Here is a 16,877-nt window from a genome sequence, read left to right as displayed (position 1 = left end):
GAATAGGAATTTTACTGGCAGGTAGTCTCATCAAAAGATGATGCTCCCTGTCTTTTTTCTTGCGTTAAGAAAAAAGTTTGTTAAAAATCTAATTCTTCTGTCCGATTTTCTTAAAAAATACCAGAAATTTGTTATAATAATAAGAAGGACTTTTTTAGGCGGTGAAAAAATGAAATTTTTACATACAGCAGATTGGCATATTGGCAAAAAATTACATGGTTTTGATTTGTTGGCAGAACAGAGGGAAGCCTTCAAACAAATCTTAGCAATTGCGAAAGAAGAGCAAGTGGATGCTGTTGTGATCGCTGGAGATTTGTATGATCGCTCTGTTCCAGCAGTTGAAGCAGTCGAGATTTTTAATGAAATGATGATTCAAATGAATCTCAAAGAGCATTTCCCCGTGTTAGCTATTTCGGGAAACCATGATAGCAGTACTCGTTTAGAAACAGGAGGCCCTTGGTTTAACCAAACGCAATTTCATTTGAACACGCGTTTAGAACAAGCCTTTCAACCAATTGAAATCGACAATACGCAATTTTATTTGTTGCCTTATTTTGAACCGATTGCGGCTCGCTTATATTTTGAAGATGAAACGATTCGAACGATTCAGGCGGCGATGGAAAAAGTTGTCGCGAAAATGCAGGAATCTTTTCTCCCCAACAAAAAACAGGTATTAGTTAGTCATTTTTTTGTCGCTGGTAGTGAAAAAACTGATTCTGAAACAAAATTAACAGTGGGTGGGTTGGATGTTGTCCCGACGGCTTTGTTAGAGCCTTTTGATTACGTCGCGTTGGGCCACTTACATGGAAAAAATGCGTTGCAAGCACCTAATGCTCGATACAGTGGCTCGCCTGTAAAATTTTCTTTATCAGAAATGACACAAGAAAAGGGTGTTTGGCTTGTTGAAACAGAAGCTGAAGTTCATTTTCAATTCCGTGCTTTGAAACCATTACGAGACATTCAACAATTGACGGGCTCGTTTCAGCAGTTAACGGATCCCGCGTTTTATCAAGAAGTGAATCGGGAAAATTATTTACATGTCCAATTAACCGACCGAGCAATTATTCCCAACATGATGAATCAATTGCGAAAAATTTATCCCAAAATTATTGGGCTGGAACGTTTGAATGGTCGAGAAACAAGCAGCGGAAATCAGAAAAAAGTGGTACAAATAGAACAACGTTCACCAGAAGAACATCTGCATGACTTTTTTAACGATGTGACAGGAGAGGACCTGACAGAACAACAAGCACAATGGGTCCAAGAAGAGCTGAGTACGCTTAATCAATTAGAAAGAGGGAAGTAACAGGATGAAACCATTATCTTTAACATTGAAAAACTTCGGTCCGTATATTAATGAAACCATTGATTTTACGAAGTTTGAAGATTCTTCACTTTTTCTAATTAGTGGAAAAACAGGGGCTGGTAAAACGACGATTTTTGATGGAATGAGCTATGCTTTGTTTGGTGAAAGTTCTGGGAAATTACGTTTAGGTAAAGAAATGCGTTCCACATTTGCTGAGCCCTCAGAAGCCACTGAAGTTACTTTGCTTTTTAAACATAACGAGTATCTCTATGAACTGAACCGCCTTCCCGAACAAGAACTTTTTAAAAAACGTGGCACAGGAGTCCGTAAACAAAGTGCCAAAATATCTTTAATTGTCAAAGATGCTCAAGGGAAAGAACTACGAGCCTATTCTAAAAGACGCGAAGTGGACGAACTCATTCAAGAATTATTGCATTTGAATGCCAATCAATTTGCTCAAATTGTATTGTTACCTCAAGGAGAGTTTCGGACTTTTTTAATTGCTAAAAGTGATGAAAAAGAAAAAGTTTTGCGTAATTTATTCGGAACAGAATTGTATCAGTTGTTCAGCGAAAATTTAAAAGAACGCTTAAAAATTGCCAATCAAGAGATTCAAGAAACCCAGCAAAAAATTGAACTGAAAACAGAACAGTTGCGTTGGTCAGAAGAACCTGAACCGACAATGACACTTTTTGAAAAACTTCAATTATTAGAAAGTCAACAACAAGAGACCCAACAACAACTGTTAGTTGAAAGAGAACAAATTGCAACCTTAAAACAAGCAAAACAAGCAAAAGAGCAAGTTCGTTATGCTATTGAAGAACGACAAAACTTGCAACAGCAAAAAGAAGAATTACTGGAAAAGAAAGCAAAACAAGCTGAACAGGAAACCGTCATTGAGCGGCTAAAGGAACAGATTCAGCAATTAAAATGGAGCCAAAAACAGCAATCTTTAGCTGAAAAAGTCTTTGAAAAACGAAGCGAAAAACAACAAAAAGAGCAAGAAACAAAGTCCAAACAACAAGCTCTCATGGAAACGCAACAAGCATTGACGGATTGGCAAGCAATCATGAGTGAGTTGGAAGAACAACAACCATTGATTGCTGAAAAACAAGAACGTCTTCAAACGATTCAACGTCAATTACCACAATACCAAGAATATGAACAGTTAGCCCAACAACAAATAGCAGAACAAGCCAATTATCAAGCCATTCAAAAAGAGTATGAATCTTGCCAACAGGAAAAAATAACATTGGCGGATAAAGTGGCGACAGCCAAACAATTTATTGAACAAGAAGGAACGCTTGAAAAAGCAAATTTTGAATGTTCTAGTGTAGCAGATCATTGGCAAAATTTTGTAGAACGTTGGCAAAAAAATCAAAAAGCTTGGCAAAAAATTAGTCAAAACCAAGCGGAATTGCACAAGTTGACACAACGGTTTGCTGTTGAACAGCAACAAAAAAGCGCTGAAGAAGCGAAGTTGCAGACAAAGAAAAGCCAATGGGCCTCTTTACAAATCCAACGATTAAGCTTGTTACTTGAAGAGGGGGCACCTTGTCCAGTTTGTGGCTCTTTAGAACATCCAAAGCAACAAACTCATCAAGAAGTTTCCTTAGAAGAGATTGATCAAGCGGAACGGGAATTAACGGAAGTTGAAAAAACGGTTCAACGATTTACTGAAACGCTCTCTGCATTAGGGGCGGAAAAGCAACAGAAAGAAAGCCAATTAAAAGAACAGGAAGCTGCGTATACTGAGGAACAAGAACAATTAGCAGCGCAGTTTGCTGACTTGCAGTTGCCGTTAACAGGACTAACATTTTCACAAGTAACACCTGCAGAAATTGCGGAAGTTGAGTCGCAATTAGCTAAAGAAAAACAACAAATAGCGCAAAAACTAACGGAAATTTCAGTTGAAAAGGACCGTCTGGCGGAACTAGAAGAACAATTAGCTGAAAATGCCCAACGCTTTGAAGTGCTTCGACAACAAGTAGAAACAATGCAACAAAGTCTGGAAAGAATCACTATCCAGCAGCAAATGATTGCTAGCCAATTATTGGATGCAACCGTCACATACGAAGAAATGACCAAACAACAAGCTTTGCTTCAAGAAGAACTCTCTGCATTTGAACGTCAAAAAGAAAACGTGACGACACAAGGAGAAACCTTGAAGAAAGAAGAAATGATCCTTGAAAGTACGCTGACGCATTTGGAGAAAGAACAACAAACACTTCAACAAACAGTCGCACAACTTGAGAGTCAGTTAAACGCAGTTTTAACGGAACAAGGAGTGACAGAGGACCAATTGACGGAGTGGTTGAAAGAGGTACCGACACTTGAAAGTCAGCAAGAACAAATTTCTTTATTTGAACAAGAGCAAACCCAACTGGCTATCCAACTAGCTGGAATTGAGAAAAAATTATCTAGTGATACGTTCCCAGAATTATCTTTAATCACCACAGAAATTGAACAAATAACACAACAAATTGAAGAACAAGAAAAAAAATACTATCAACTGCATGAAAAAATGCTGAATAACCAACAGTTGGTTCAAGAAATTAATGCACAAAGAACAACAATTGAAGACAAGTTTGAGGAAGTTGCTGCACTACAGCAGTTAGCAGATACGGTTAATGGCAATAATCCTAAAAAAATTAGTTTTGAACGGTATATGTTACAAACGTATTTAGAAAAAGTGCTGACAGTCGCTAATCAGCGTTTAGACCGTTTGACAAATAGTCGTTATCAATTTGAATTGAATCACGAAGCAGGCAGTTATCGGAATCAAACGGGGTTAGAAATCAATATTTATGATGATAATTCAGGGACGGTGCGCAGCGCTCACACGTTATCAGGCGGTGAAAGTTTTATAGCAGCGTTAGCTTTAGCACTCTCTTTGGCAGAAGTGATTCAAGAACAAGCAGGCGGGGTCTTCATTGATGCGTTGTTTATTGATGAAGGTTTTGGTTCCTTAGATGAAGAAGCATTGGAAATGGCAATGGAGGCGTTAGAAACGATCGAAAACGAAGGCCGCATGATTGGAATTATTAGTCATATTGGCGAATTAAAAGCACGAATTCCACAACAATTACAAATAAAAAGCAATGGGAATGGTCAAAGTACCGTTCACTATCAGCTAGCTTAGTAGAAGAGGAGGTGAGTCGATGAAATGGAGTATTCCAGAGCGAATCGTTGAACAAGGGCGCGAATATATGCAAGAGGGCCGTGTCTTATCTATCGTTCAAAATCCAGAAAAAAGGATCTGGTTGTCTGAGGTTTTAGGTGAAGAACTTTATCTTGTTGAATTGGATGGTACTGCCAAAGAACAAGATGTTTGTGAATGTCAATATTGGATGGAACATGGCTATTGCAAGCATACAGTGGCAGTTGAACTGGCACTGAAACAACGAGGTGTGTCAAGAATTATTCAAGTAAATCAAACAGTCAGTTTTGAAAAGACAAATCGATCAACAGCTGAAATGTTTACAAAAGGCTTTGCCAAATTAAGCAAAGGCTCTGCCGAAGTTCCCTTGCAACCTTTACGTTTAGAATTTCATTTAGATGTAATCGAAACGAATAATTACTATCCAGAATTGTCAACGATTGGCCTTTCTTTAAAAATTGGTTTGGAAGGCACCAAACCTAAAACATATATTGTGAAAAATATTGGTGATTTTTTACAAGCATATGAAAAAGAAATGACCTTTATGGTGAATAAACAACACCAATTTACCTTACTGCATGATTCTTTTTCAATGGAAATTCAAGAAATTTTAACAGAACTTGCGGCAATTTATCATACCAGCCAATTATTAGGTGCAAACGGTATTCAAGTTAAAGGGAAAATCGACAAACGTTATTTATTATTGCCGATTGATCGCAGTCAATCGTTAGTCGAAAAAATGAATCGAACGGGTCATTTTTTATTGACCAATCAAACTCATAAGTATCGCTATCTAACGTTCAAAGAAACTAGTTTGCCACTTACGTTTACAGTCCAAAAAAACGAGGAACAAAGCTTCAAATTAACTATTCAGAATCCTATTACAACGTTTCTAGCCCACTATCACTGGGCGATTGCGGATCAAACGGTTTATTTACTAACAGAAGAGCAGGAAGCCATCTACACCACGTTACTTCAATTGATGAAACGCTTGGAAGAGCCGTCAATTATTTATGAAAAAGAAACAGTTTCTGATTTATTTAGTGAAGTGTTACCATTATTGGAAAAAATTGGTCGAGTGTCTGTTGAAGAATCAGTTGAAGAATTAGTCGTCCATCATCCTTTAAAAGCAGTCTTTATTTTTAAGAAAATTAAAGGTCGGATTAACGCCCGGATTGACTATCACTATGGAGAAGTCATTTTCTCGACAAACCCAAAATATGCTCAATTACCTGAAGTCAATCAAGAAATCGTTCGAGATAAAGCAAAAGAAACAGCAATTAAGCAGCAATTTCAACAGTTTGCCTATCAGCAAACAACCACAGGCTTTGAAAAAGTCTTACCTGCTGGGGAGTCCTTGTATTATTTCTTTAAAGCCGAAGTTCCAGCTTTCCGTCAATTGGGAGAAGTTCGGATGGGACGGAAATTACGGGAATTGTATTTAGATGCCCAACATCATCAACCAACGATTGAAGTTGCAGAAGGGGATTCTTGGTTAGATATTCGGTTTGATGTCACTGGCATTGATGAAACCGAAATCGATGCAGTACTGACCAGTTTGCTACGTAATGATGCTTTTTATACGTTAAAAAGTGGTGAAATTCTTGCTTTTGATTCAGAGGAATTTTTCCATACAAGTGCAATTTTAACGAAGCTGCGAAAAAATATGCATCAAGAAGACAATGTCATTCATGTGCCCAAAAACCAAGGCCTCATGATCGAAAGCTTACTAGAAGACAACGAGCGGGCACATTTTTCAGATTCCTTTAAAAAAATGGTTACGGATTTAACGCATCCAGAAAACTTTGAAGCGCAAGTCCCGAATACCTTACAAGCAACGTTACGCCATTACCAAGAAACAGGGTATAAATGGCTGAAAATGCTTAGCCATTATCAATTTGGCGGTATTTTAGCTGATGAAATGGGTTTAGGGAAGACACTGCAAACCATTACCTATTTACTTTCGGAAAAAGAAGAAGAGCGCTTGAAAGGGACAGCTTTGATTGTCGCTCCTGCAAGTTTAACCTATAACTGGTTAGCCGAAGTCAAACGTTTTGCGCCAACCTTAAATGTTCAAGTGGTTTCTGGCAATCGCCAAGAACGAGCAGCGCTTTTACAAAATAGCACCGAAGATATTCTGATTACTTCTTATGCAAGTATGCGACAAGATGTTCAGCTTTATCAGGAAATGCGTGTCGGCTATTTGATTCTAGATGAGGCTCAAATGGTTAAAAATAGTGGGACTAAAACGGCACAAGCCTTAAAAAGTTTAAAAGTACCGCAACGTTTTGCATTAAGTGGCACACCAATTGAAAATAATTTAGATGAACTGTGGTCAATTTTTCAAATGATCTTACCGGGATTGTTCCCAGGCAAAAAAGCCTTTCGAGAAATTAAGCCGGAAGAAATTGCCAAAATGATTCAACCATTCATTTTACGACGAGATAAGAAAACGGTGCTCGCAGACTTACCAGAAAAAATTGAAAATAATATGTACAGTGTCTTAACAGAAGAACAAAAAACGGTTTATTTGGCCTATCTAAAACAAATGCAAGCAGATGTCAGTCAAATGGATCAGGCGACCTTCAAGAAAAATCGTATGAGTATTTTAGCAGGCTTGACCCGTTTACGACAAATCTGTTGCGATCCACGTTTGTTTATTGAGGATTACACGGGAGGTTCTGGCAAAGTGGAACAAGTCAAAGACTTTTTAGTGGCTGCCAAAGAAAACAATCGTCGTGTCCTATTATTTTCTCAGTTCACAAGTATGCTTTCTATCTTAGAAAAAGAATTGAATGAATTAGGTTTAGAGACGTTCTATTTACGAGGAAGTACGAAGCCTCAAGATCGGTTAACGATGGCGAATGCCTTCAATGAAGGAGAAAAAGATGTCTTCTTAATTTCATTAAAAGCAGGGGGAACCGGACTAAATTTAACTGGTGCAGATACAGTTATTTTATACGATTTATGGTGGAATCCCGCAGTTGAAGAACAAGCGGCTGGCCGGGCGCACCGCATGGGACAAAAAAAGGTTGTTGAAGTGTGGCGGATGATTGCAGAAGGAACGGTTGAAGAAAAAATGAATTCCTTACAGCAAGAAAAACGCGAGTTGTTCCAAAAAGTGATTCAAGGAAATGAAGAGCAATTAGCGAAAATGACGGAAGAAGATATTCGCACAATTTTAAGCATTGGGGAATAGCCGTTCAACTTAGTTGCTATCTTATTAAAGAGAAATGGAGTAATTCGTTTGAAACAAAAAGAATATATGGAATATCGGCCGCTAGGTGAAGAAATTGAACGGCTTCGTAAAGGGAAAAATATTCCTCTGCGTGTCTTTGATGAAAATGGTGTTTCTAGTCGAAGTTATCAACGCTTTGTTCAAGGAAATAGTGAGTTGCGCATTTCAGATTTAGCCATTATTGTCGAAATCTTGTCTATTTCGCCGATGGAAATGACAGAAAAATTAACGCCAATGTCCAAAACAGTTTTAGCTAAGGAACAGTTTAATCAAGCAATCTTTAGTAAAAATTTTCAAGAAAGTAGTCGAATCGTTGCAGATTATCGGGCGTACTATGAGAAATCGTCTTTTGCTTTAGGAAAACAAGAAGTAATGTATTCGATGTTGGCGTTGGAATATCTTTTTAACCCTCAAACGGTTGTGACAAAAGAGGAAATTATTGCATTAGAAAATCAGATTCTGGAACGATTAATTAATGCCGATGTGTATACTATTTTTAATTTGAAGTTTTTAGCATTACAAAAAAACGTTGGCTTGCAGCCGTTTCCAACTTCGTTACTTTTTCGTGTGCTACAATCTGTCAATGAGCGGGAAATTATTGATATTCGCTCGCTAGAAATCATCGAGCAAGTAATTATTGATTTTTTATTTGCGGCGATTGTCAGCCAAAATGTTCCCCATATTCTTCATGTATTAGGCATGATTAAAGAATATGAAGTGGGTGAAAATAACTGGCGAATGATCCTCTGGAAAAAAATAGCAGAAAAAATAGAAATGATTTTAACCAATGAAGAAATATTCGCAGATTGGGCAATTTTTAAAGAACAAATCCTCTTATCTATCACATTGTTCTTACCAAAAGCCAAACAAGAATTTTTTGCTGGGCAGTTGGAAAAAATAGAGGATAGTTTAAAAGAAATAAAAGAAAAGTAGGCATAATTGAGAATTTGCCATAATACATTCTGGTTGTGTTTAGCGACAAAGAGCGCCAAATAGGGATAGAAAACCCTATTTGGCGCTCTTTGTCTTGTCTATACAAATTTATTTGGACAGTTTGTCGTAATTGAACCCATTTGCAGTTGATATTCACTATAATTAAGAAAATATTAGGAGGTGAAGTTTATGAAAAAAATGTGCATCTCCACAGTTAGTGCTTTACTTTTGGCTAATAGTTTGCTACTGCCTGTAACAACTTTCGCCGAAACGACCGAAACAATCGCATCCTCCAGTGAAGAAAATGTTTCATCTGTTTCAGAAGAAAAGATTCCAGAAATTTCATCAGCAGAAGAGCAAAATTCAGCAACCAGTAGTTCGGAGATTCCCCAATCAGAAGAGTTAACGACTGTTGAAACAAGTGAAGAGCCGCCAAATGAAGCACTAGCGATAACGGAAGCACAACTGATGATGCCCCAATTATACGCAGGTGCTGTCTTAGATAAAGCGACGCCTATCAGTACACTATTTCCTGATCCAGCTTTTGCGGAAAATATCAGAAAACAGTTAAGCAAATCTCGGACCTCTAATACTGTCACCCAAGCAGAATTGGATAAACTGAATAAAGTTATTTTAGAAAATGTCGTTGTTTCTAATGTAGAAGGAGTTCAATACCTAAGAAACTTAGAAGAATTATCTTTTCAAGATTCACTCAATGTAACAGATTTGAGTCCTTTTGCTAAAGGTGAATTTAAGCTATTACGTTTTTTATATATGAGAAACAATAAAATAGCTGATCTTAGTCCGTTAGGTCAAGCAGGATTAATTAGTTTAGAAGGCTTGTATGTTGAGAACAATCAATTAACGACATTAAATGGGCTTGAAGGAATGCCTGCTTTAAAAAATTTAAGTATCCAAAATACGACAGATCATCCGTCAAAAATCACGCCGAATAATCGAGTGACTTCATTCGACCCGCTTCGTTCTCTTCGTAATTTAGAAACTATTTGGGCTGCCAATAATCAGATTGCTACTTTAGATGGGCTTACGGAAGCAAATAACCTACTCCGTCTTTATGTGGAAAATAATCAATTAAAAACAATTGCGCCCTTGGCGAATAAACCACGTCTAGAAGAGTTGAGTATTATGAATCAAACGATTGCTAGTCTGGAAGCTTTAAGCACTGTTCCTAGTCTGCGTGTACTGTATGCAAGAAACAATCAAATTTCTTCCCTGACACCGTTAGAGAAAACACTCAATCTAACAGTTTTAGATGTGGGAGAAAATCAAATTTCAGATATCAGTCCGTTAAAAGGCTTAACGGCCATTACAGGGCTAGATGTATCTAATCAAATGATTATCTTATCTTCTGTCGATTATATTGCTGGGAAACCACTGCAATTAAAAAATAAGGTGATATCTCGTGATGGTCAACTATTTCCACCGCTGACGATTAGCCCTTATGGAAGTTACGATGCTACAAAAGGACTGTTTGAATGGAATTTACCCAAAGCTCATGAAGGCGTTTCTTATATCTGGGAATCAACAGATAAAGCATACTTGGGGAACTTTTCTGGAACAGTCGTCCAACCTGTCAAAGAAGTTTTCTTAAGTGAAACGAAACTATCTTGGTCAAAAGAGCGTATAGAAAAGTCGTTGGAAAAAACAATCGATATTGATGACTTTCAAAAAACAGCCCTGCCTTTTTATTGGCAAGATGTTGATGCTGGGAATAGATTACAATTTATTGTCAAAAAAGAGGGCCAAGAAATCCAGAAATTAGCAGATGAAACAACCACTAATTCTAAAACATTTAAGGAAAAAGCCTTGTTATTACCAGAACTAACTTATGGGAAACATCAGTTGGTCGTGGAAGTCTATGATAAAGGCTACAAGATTGATGAATTAGCGCTAACAGTCACTATGGTTGGCTCTGTCAGGTTCAAAACGGTACCAACAGCGATTTCCTTTGGGAGTGAGCTGCAAATCGCTAGTAGCACGACCCAATATCCAATTGTTTCCATGGATCAACCATTAGTGATACGAGATACTCGTCAAACGGGGAATAATTGGTCGCTTGCGCTAAACGTTACTTCTGATTTCAAATCTGAATCAGGTGCTAGGTTGCCGAATATTTTAAAATTTAGAACCAACCATCGCTTACAGGATATTCCAGAAGGCCAATCGATTCTTGTTCACAACCAAGTCAATGGACACCAAGAAACAAATATTTCTGATCAATGGAAAGAAAATGACCAAGAGTTGTTATTATCTGTTCCTGGAGGGACGGCCAAAGCAGAAGAATATGAAGCAAAACTAACTTGGTACTTGATGGACGTACCTGATGGTAGTGCAAAATAGGGAGGGAGTCTTATCAAAAAAATAATTAGCGGTGTATTGTTATTAGGATTGATTTCATCGGTTGATATATTTGCTGAAACAAATGCCTATCCGACAAATGCAGAAGTTTCTTTTTATGGCGAGTATGAACCACCAGCCAACAAAGAAAAACCAGATGGTAAGATACCACAGCGTTTCCCCAAGCAGTCGGAAGCAATACCAGCAGTGAGTGGAGAATCATTGAAGCATTCAACAAGTAAAACAGTTGATCAAAAAGGCTCAGGCTTCTTACCTCGAACTGGTACTAAACAGCAACAAATGTTTAATTATCTCGGAATAATAGTCATCTTTTTGGCTAGTTTTATTTTAAAAAAAAGAAAGAAGGAACAATAAAATGAAAAAAATTATCTTAGCAACAATCCCAGCTATCACTTTAGGCGTGGCTATTGCACCAGAAGTGAATGCAGAAGAAAAAAACTATGAATCAAATGCTATCGTTGAATTTACACCGGATGCCTCTAGCAACAAACCAGTCGATCCAGTGAATCCAGATACCGAAAAACCTGTTGAACCCTTTGACCCAACGACACCAGACACTGGTAATAAGCCAAATGAAGGAACAACTGGTCCACTAAGTATCGATTATGCTTCTAGTTTAGACTTTGGCAAAAATAAAATTTCAAATAAAGATGAAAAATATTATGCAAATCCACAATACTTTTTCTTGGCAGACGGTTCTGGTCCTGATTTGACTAATCCTAAACCAAATTATGTACAAATTTCCGACAAACGCGGAACGAATGCCGGTTGGGCCTTAACAGTTAAACAAGAAACACAATTAACAGCGACAAAAGAAACATTAAATAAAGTTTTAGACGGTTCAGAAATTAAATTAAGTCAAAACAAAGCAGTGTCAAATTCCAAAGCAGTCACACCAACTGCGCATGAAGTAACTTTAGTAGCTGGCGATTCATCAAATGTGATGTCTGCCGCTGAAGGTCAAGGTTCTGGAACTTGGCTTAGTGCGTTCGGTGGGATTGAAAAAGTGGAAGTTGACGGTGAAAACGTAGATAAAAATACAGCGATCACATTAACTGTACCAGGAGCAACACCAAAAGATGCTGTTCAATACAAAACTGTTTTAACATGGACAATCGCTGATTTACCAAGCGTATAATTATTGAAACTATAACAATAGAAGAGAAGGAGCACTAACATGAAAAAAATGACCATCGCAAGCAGCTTAATTTTAGCAACCATCGCGGTAGGAACACTACCAGTTCAAGCAGAGGAAGTGGCTAATCGCGACACAGATGCTATTGTAAAATTTAAAGCACCAGATGAAAAAGATCCCAACAGCAAAAATCCTGTAGTGGATCCAGAAGACAAAGACGGCAAAGATCCTGTGACACCTATCGACCCAGTAAAGCCTGACAAGCCAGTTGATGAAGGTTCTACAGGTCCCTTAACCTTGGACTATGCTTCAAGTTTAAACTTTGGTGAAAATATCATCAGCACAAAAGATGAAACCTATTTTGCATCAGCACAAGTTTTAAAAGATAAAAATAATGTTGAAAAAACAGGCCCATTATTTGCTCAAATTACAGATAATCGTGGAACTTTAGAAGGCTGGACTTTATCTGCAAAACAAAATTCTGCATTTACTTCTGCTATCAAAGGTCAGACGCTTGAAGGAACTGAAATTGTCTTTCAGAATGCTTCAGCTGTGACAGCAGGACAAAGCGCTGCACCAACAAGTTTAGCGAGCGTAACTTTTGGTACAGTGGGTGAAAGTCATAACGTGATGGCAGCCGCAACAGATCAAGGTGCTGGGAAATGGTCATACTTATACGGCAATGCTAGTTCAATTGCTGAAGTTGACGGCCGTCAAGTAATGAAAGATGTTCAATTAAAAGTGCCAGGTAAATCAGTTAAATTAAACGATGCCTACAAAACAACAATTACTTGGACATTAGCTAATACGCCAGTATAAAAAGAACCTTTTGGGAGCAAGGAAGAGGGAAACTCAGCCTTTCTCCTTTACATAGAAATGGAGTGTAGAGCGAAATGAAAAATAGATATTTTATTCTGATGATTCTAAGTTTTTATTTCTTTGCTTTTGGGATTGAAACCTCAGCAGCAGAATTACGATTTAGTGTTGAAACAGAAATTCCAGAAAACCAAATAGATAAAACAAAAACATATTTTGATTTAATGATGAAACCAGACCAAGAACAAATTTTGAAAGTTCGAGCGGCCAATAGTACAGATGAAAATTTAGTGATTGATGTTAGTGCGAAGTCGGCCACAACAAACAGCAACGGAGTGATTGAATATGGTGAGTCGTTGACAGTATTAGATAAATCTGCGCCAGCAGATTTATCAGAAATCATTCAACTGAAAGACGGCGGTGAGAGTGTTGAATTGCCTGCTAAAAGTGAAAAAGTAGTTGAATTGCGAGTGAAGATGCCTAAAGAAGAGTTTTCAGGGCAACTAGCGGGCGGGATCACGTTTAGTGAAAAAGTCGATGAAACGAAAGATAAGCAAAAAGAAAATACAAACGGCTTAGCAATTGAAAATCGCTATGCCTATACAGTAGCTGTTTTACTTCGAGAAAATGAAACAGTTGTTCAACCTGAATTGTCTTTAGAGAAAGTTGAACCGACGCAAAGAAATGCGCGTAGTGTTATTTCTGCAACACTGCTAAACCATGAAGCAGCCTATCTTCAATCAATGAAAGTAACGGCAAATGTTAAAAATAAGAAAACAAATAACGTTATTTTAGAGAAAGAACAAGAAGATATGCAAATGGCGCCCAATTCAATTTTTAATTTCCCTATTCCTTATGAAGAAAATGAAATGGAAGCTGGGACGTATGTATTGGCAATGACTGTGGAAGGCTCAGGAAAAAAATGGCAATTTACGAAAGAATTTACAATCTCAAAAGAGGAAGCAAAAACATTTAATGAGAAAGATGTAACTGTCAAAAAAACGGAATCTAAACTTATTTATCTCTTAATCGGTTTATTGATCCTTTTACTGATAATCTGCCTGTTCATCATTTTACGTCTGAAAAAACAAAAAAATAAATAAAAAAAAGCCGCTCTTCAAATTGAAGAACGGCTGTTTTTTAAAGATTAAATAATTTCTCAACAGTCGGACAAAGTTCGGTGAAACAAGTGACTTCTGCAAGGTGTGATGCAGGTTGGCAACTTGGTAGTTCACGAGAGCGGTGGTTAAACCAAAGGGAATGCCAGCCACCATTCCGCGCGCCGACAATATCATTGTCATAACTATCACCAACATATAAAGTATGTTCAGGTTCCATACAAAATTGATTACAGGCTAAATCAAAAATTTCCTTTTCAGGTTTTTGAAAACCCGTACTTTGAGAAATAATGATATTTTGGCTTGGAACCCATTTTTCAAGATTCAATTGTTTTACTTTTTTAAATTGATGGTCTGTTGGACCATTTGTAATAATCCCCATCGGAATTTCTTTCTCTTGTAAAGTATCAAGAAGCTTAGTAACTTCTGGATGCATCGTAATATTATCCAATTCTTCTTCATAAACTTGTTGGAAAATTTTTCCTTCTTCTTGTGAAATTCCTGGATAGTTTAGATCCTTTAATGTTTCATTCATTCGGAAAAACCGCATGAAATCTAGGGACCATTCATTGGCTAAAACTTTCGGAAACGTTTCATCGCTGTGGTGTCTAAAACGAAGATACAATTCATGCATGTCCTCTGTCGCAACGTGCGGGAAAATTTTAGTCATCGCATTTCGAAAGGGTTGTTGCTGATCGTACAGCGTGTCATCAACATCAAAAACAATGGTTCTCATTTAACAAGTGCACCTCTTAACTTTTTTACAAAACTTTTCATATGTTATATTGTAGCCGATATTTTCACAAATAAATAGAGTATTTTTCACTGTATTTCAAGGTTTTACACAGAAATCAAAGCCTTGAGGGAAAAGACAATTATAGTTATTTTTACCAAAAAATGGAAACGATAAATGAAAAAATATTCTGATAATGAAAAGTTTGTGAAAATGATTTTGAGTCAAAGTTACTTAAATAACACGCGTTCTGATAGAAGTTAGAATTTTGCATGAGACAGTCTTTTTCCGTATAATGAATGAGAATGAAGGGGGAGAGTTAAGGAGTTATGTTAAAGCGTTTTTTTGGGTATTATAGGCCTTATCGTCGATTGTTTATTTTGGATTTTGGGTGTGCTGTTTTTGCAGGGCTGTTAGAGTTGGCTTTTCCAGTAGCAGTCAACCAAGTAATTGATAAGATTATGCCAAAAGGAGACTTTCGCCTCATTGCATTAGCTAGTGCGGGCTTATTTGCATTTTATATAATCAATACGTTTTTACAATTTATTGTGGTTTATTTTGGTCATATGTTAGGCGTGAATATTGAAACAGATATGCGTGAAGAATTATATCAACATCTTCAAACACAACCGTTTGAGTATTATGATAATCAAAAAACAGGGAAATTAATGAGTCGTCTGACCACTGATCTTTTTGAAATTTCGGAAGTGGCACATCATGGACCAGAAGACGTTTTTATTACGATTATGACGTTAGCAGGTTCTTTTTTATTAATGTTAACCATTCACGTGAAATTAGCCATCGCTACGTTTATTTTATTGCCATTTATCACGATTGCGCTAGGCTATTTTAATAAAAAAATGACAAAAGCGAATACGGATATTTACGATAATTTAGGAGAATTTAATGCTGGGATTGAAGCGTCAGTAAGTGGGATTCGTGTCACGCAATCTTTTGCAAATGAACCATTTGAACGAAAACAGTTTAATTATTTAAATCAAATGTATCGAAAATCGAAATTATATTTTTATAAGGTCATGGGTGTCAGTTCCGCCTATAATTACTTATTAATTCGTCTGATAAATTTATTTTCATTAATTTTTGGCGCGTATTATACAATTAAAGGAGAAATTACAGAAGGACAGTTTGTAGGATTTATTTTATTAGCCAATATTTTTATTCGGCCGATTGAAAAAGTCAACAATATGATTGAAAGCTATCCCAAAGGATTCGCTGGCTTTAAACGTTTTACGGAAGAAATGGACAAACAACCGTCCATCAAAGATTTGCCAGGAGCTGTAGCTGTTTCGCATTTAGAAGGAACGATTGCCTATAAAGATGTTTCATTTGCTTATGAAGATGGCACAAAAGTTTTAGACCATATCAATCTAAAAATTCAACCTGGCGAAACCGTTGCTTTCGTTGGCCAAAGTGGTTCAGGAAAAACGACCTTGTGTAATCTGTTGCCTCGTTTTTATGAAGTCAGTAGTGGTGAAATTACAATTGATGGTAGAAATATCCAACAAATGACCTTGGCTTCATTACGTAAGCAGATTGGAATTGTTCAACAAGATGTGTTTTTATTTCCTGGAACATTACGAGAAAATATTGCTTATGGGAATTTAAACGCTACAGAAATGGACATTCAACAAGCGGTGAAATTAGCACATTTAGAACAGGTAATTCAGCTAATGCCAGATGGCTTGGACACAATTATTGGCGAACGTGGCGTGAAATTATCGGGCGGTCAAAAGCAGCGAGTGGCAATTGCGCGAATGTTCTTGAAGAACCCGCCGATTTTAATTCTAGATGAAGCGACTTCTGCATTAGATACAGAAACAGAGCAAGTGATTCAAGAGTCATTAAACTCGTTAGCTGACGGGCGAACAACATTAATTATTGCCCACAGACTGGCAACGATTAAACATGCTGATCGAATAATCGTAGTGAGTGACCAAGGAATTTTAGAAGATGGAACACATGAAACTTTGTACGCGCAAAGAGGCCACTATCGTCGGCTGTACGATGCTCAATTTAGAACATAATAAAAACCCGCGAA

At 37.2% G+C, this 16,877-nt stretch carries 11 protein-coding genes; 10 read left to right on the top strand and 1 reads right to left on the bottom strand.

What is annotated here, in order from left to right:
- The first annotated feature begins 37 nt into the window (after positions 1–37).
- The 9 genes from IGL49_RS09590 (at position 38) to elrE (ending at position 14,070) form a co-directional block, all read left to right on the top strand.
- Entirely contained in the window at positions 38–1,306 is a 1,269-nt protein-coding gene (locus tag IGL49_RS09590) for an exonuclease SbcCD subunit D (protein WP_174108321.1), read from the top strand.
- A gap of 4 nt (positions 1,307–1,310) precedes the next feature.
- The gene (locus tag IGL49_RS09585) at positions 1,311–4,448 is read left to right on the top strand and encodes an SbcC/MukB-like Walker B domain-containing protein (protein WP_104855362.1); all 3,138 of its coding nucleotides are present in this window, start codon (positions 1,311–1,313) and stop codon (positions 4,446–4,448) included.
- A 19-nt stretch (positions 4,449–4,467) separates the two neighbouring features.
- Complete coding sequence (locus IGL49_RS09580; RefSeq protein WP_104855361.1) at positions 4,468–7,665, top strand: DEAD/DEAH box helicase; 3,198 nt, start codon at positions 4,468–4,470, stop codon at positions 7,663–7,665.
- A 66-nt stretch (positions 7,666–7,731) separates the two neighbouring features.
- Positions 7,732–8,637, top strand: coding sequence for an Rgg family transcriptional regulator ElrR (gene elrR / locus IGL49_RS09575; RefSeq protein ID WP_164982979.1), 906 nt, complete (start codon positions 7,732–7,734; stop codon positions 8,635–8,637).
- A gap of 189 nt (positions 8,638–8,826) precedes the next feature.
- On the top strand, positions 8,827–10,998 hold the full coding sequence (gene elrA, locus IGL49_RS09570) for an enterococcal leucine-rich protein ElrA (protein ID WP_104855335.1): 2,172 nt from the start codon (positions 8,827–8,829) through the stop codon (positions 10,996–10,998).
- A 12-nt stretch (positions 10,999–11,010) separates the two neighbouring features.
- A complete protein-coding gene (gene elrB, locus IGL49_RS09565; protein WP_104855334.1) occupies positions 11,011–11,370 on the top strand; it encodes an LPXTG anchor domain-containing protein ElrB in 360 nt (119 codons plus the stop codon).
- Between the two features lies 1 nt (position 11,371).
- Complete coding sequence (gene elrC / locus IGL49_RS09560) at positions 11,372–12,154, top strand: WxL domain-containing protein ElrC (RefSeq protein ID WP_104855333.1); 783 nt, start codon at positions 11,372–11,374, stop codon at positions 12,152–12,154.
- 39 nt (positions 12,155–12,193) lie between these two features.
- Entirely contained in the window at positions 12,194–12,970 is a 777-nt protein-coding gene (gene elrD / locus IGL49_RS09555; protein WP_104855332.1) for a WxL domain-containing protein ElrD, read from the top strand.
- A 74-nt stretch (positions 12,971–13,044) separates the two neighbouring features.
- Positions 13,045–14,070: a transmembrane protein ElrE gene (gene elrE / locus IGL49_RS09550; protein ID WP_104855331.1), complete on the top strand. Its 1,026-nt coding sequence runs from the start codon at positions 13,045–13,047 to the stop codon at positions 14,068–14,070.
- A gap of 37 nt (positions 14,071–14,107) precedes the next feature.
- Here elrE and IGL49_RS09545 read toward each other — a convergent pair whose 3' ends face one another.
- Positions 14,108–14,821 (bottom strand): HAD family hydrolase, encoded by a 714-nt coding sequence (locus tag IGL49_RS09545; protein ID WP_104855330.1) that lies wholly within the window; start codon positions 14,819–14,821, stop codon positions 14,108–14,110.
- 326 nt (positions 14,822–15,147) lie between these two features.
- Here IGL49_RS09545 and IGL49_RS09540 point away from each other — a divergent pair, with 326 nt between their 5' ends.
- On the top strand, positions 15,148–16,863 hold the full coding sequence (locus tag IGL49_RS09540; protein WP_104855329.1) for an ABC transporter ATP-binding protein: 1,716 nt from the start codon (positions 15,148–15,150) through the stop codon (positions 16,861–16,863).
- The last annotated feature ends 14 nt before the right edge of the window (positions 16,864–16,877 follow it).

Origin of the sequence: Enterococcus sp. DIV1337a (genome assembly GCF_051712285.1) — a bacterium.
GTDB classification, from domain to species: Bacteria; Bacillota; Bacilli; order Lactobacillales; family Enterococcaceae; genus Enterococcus; species Enterococcus faecalis.
This window is presented reverse-complemented; position numbering and strand designations above follow the sequence as displayed.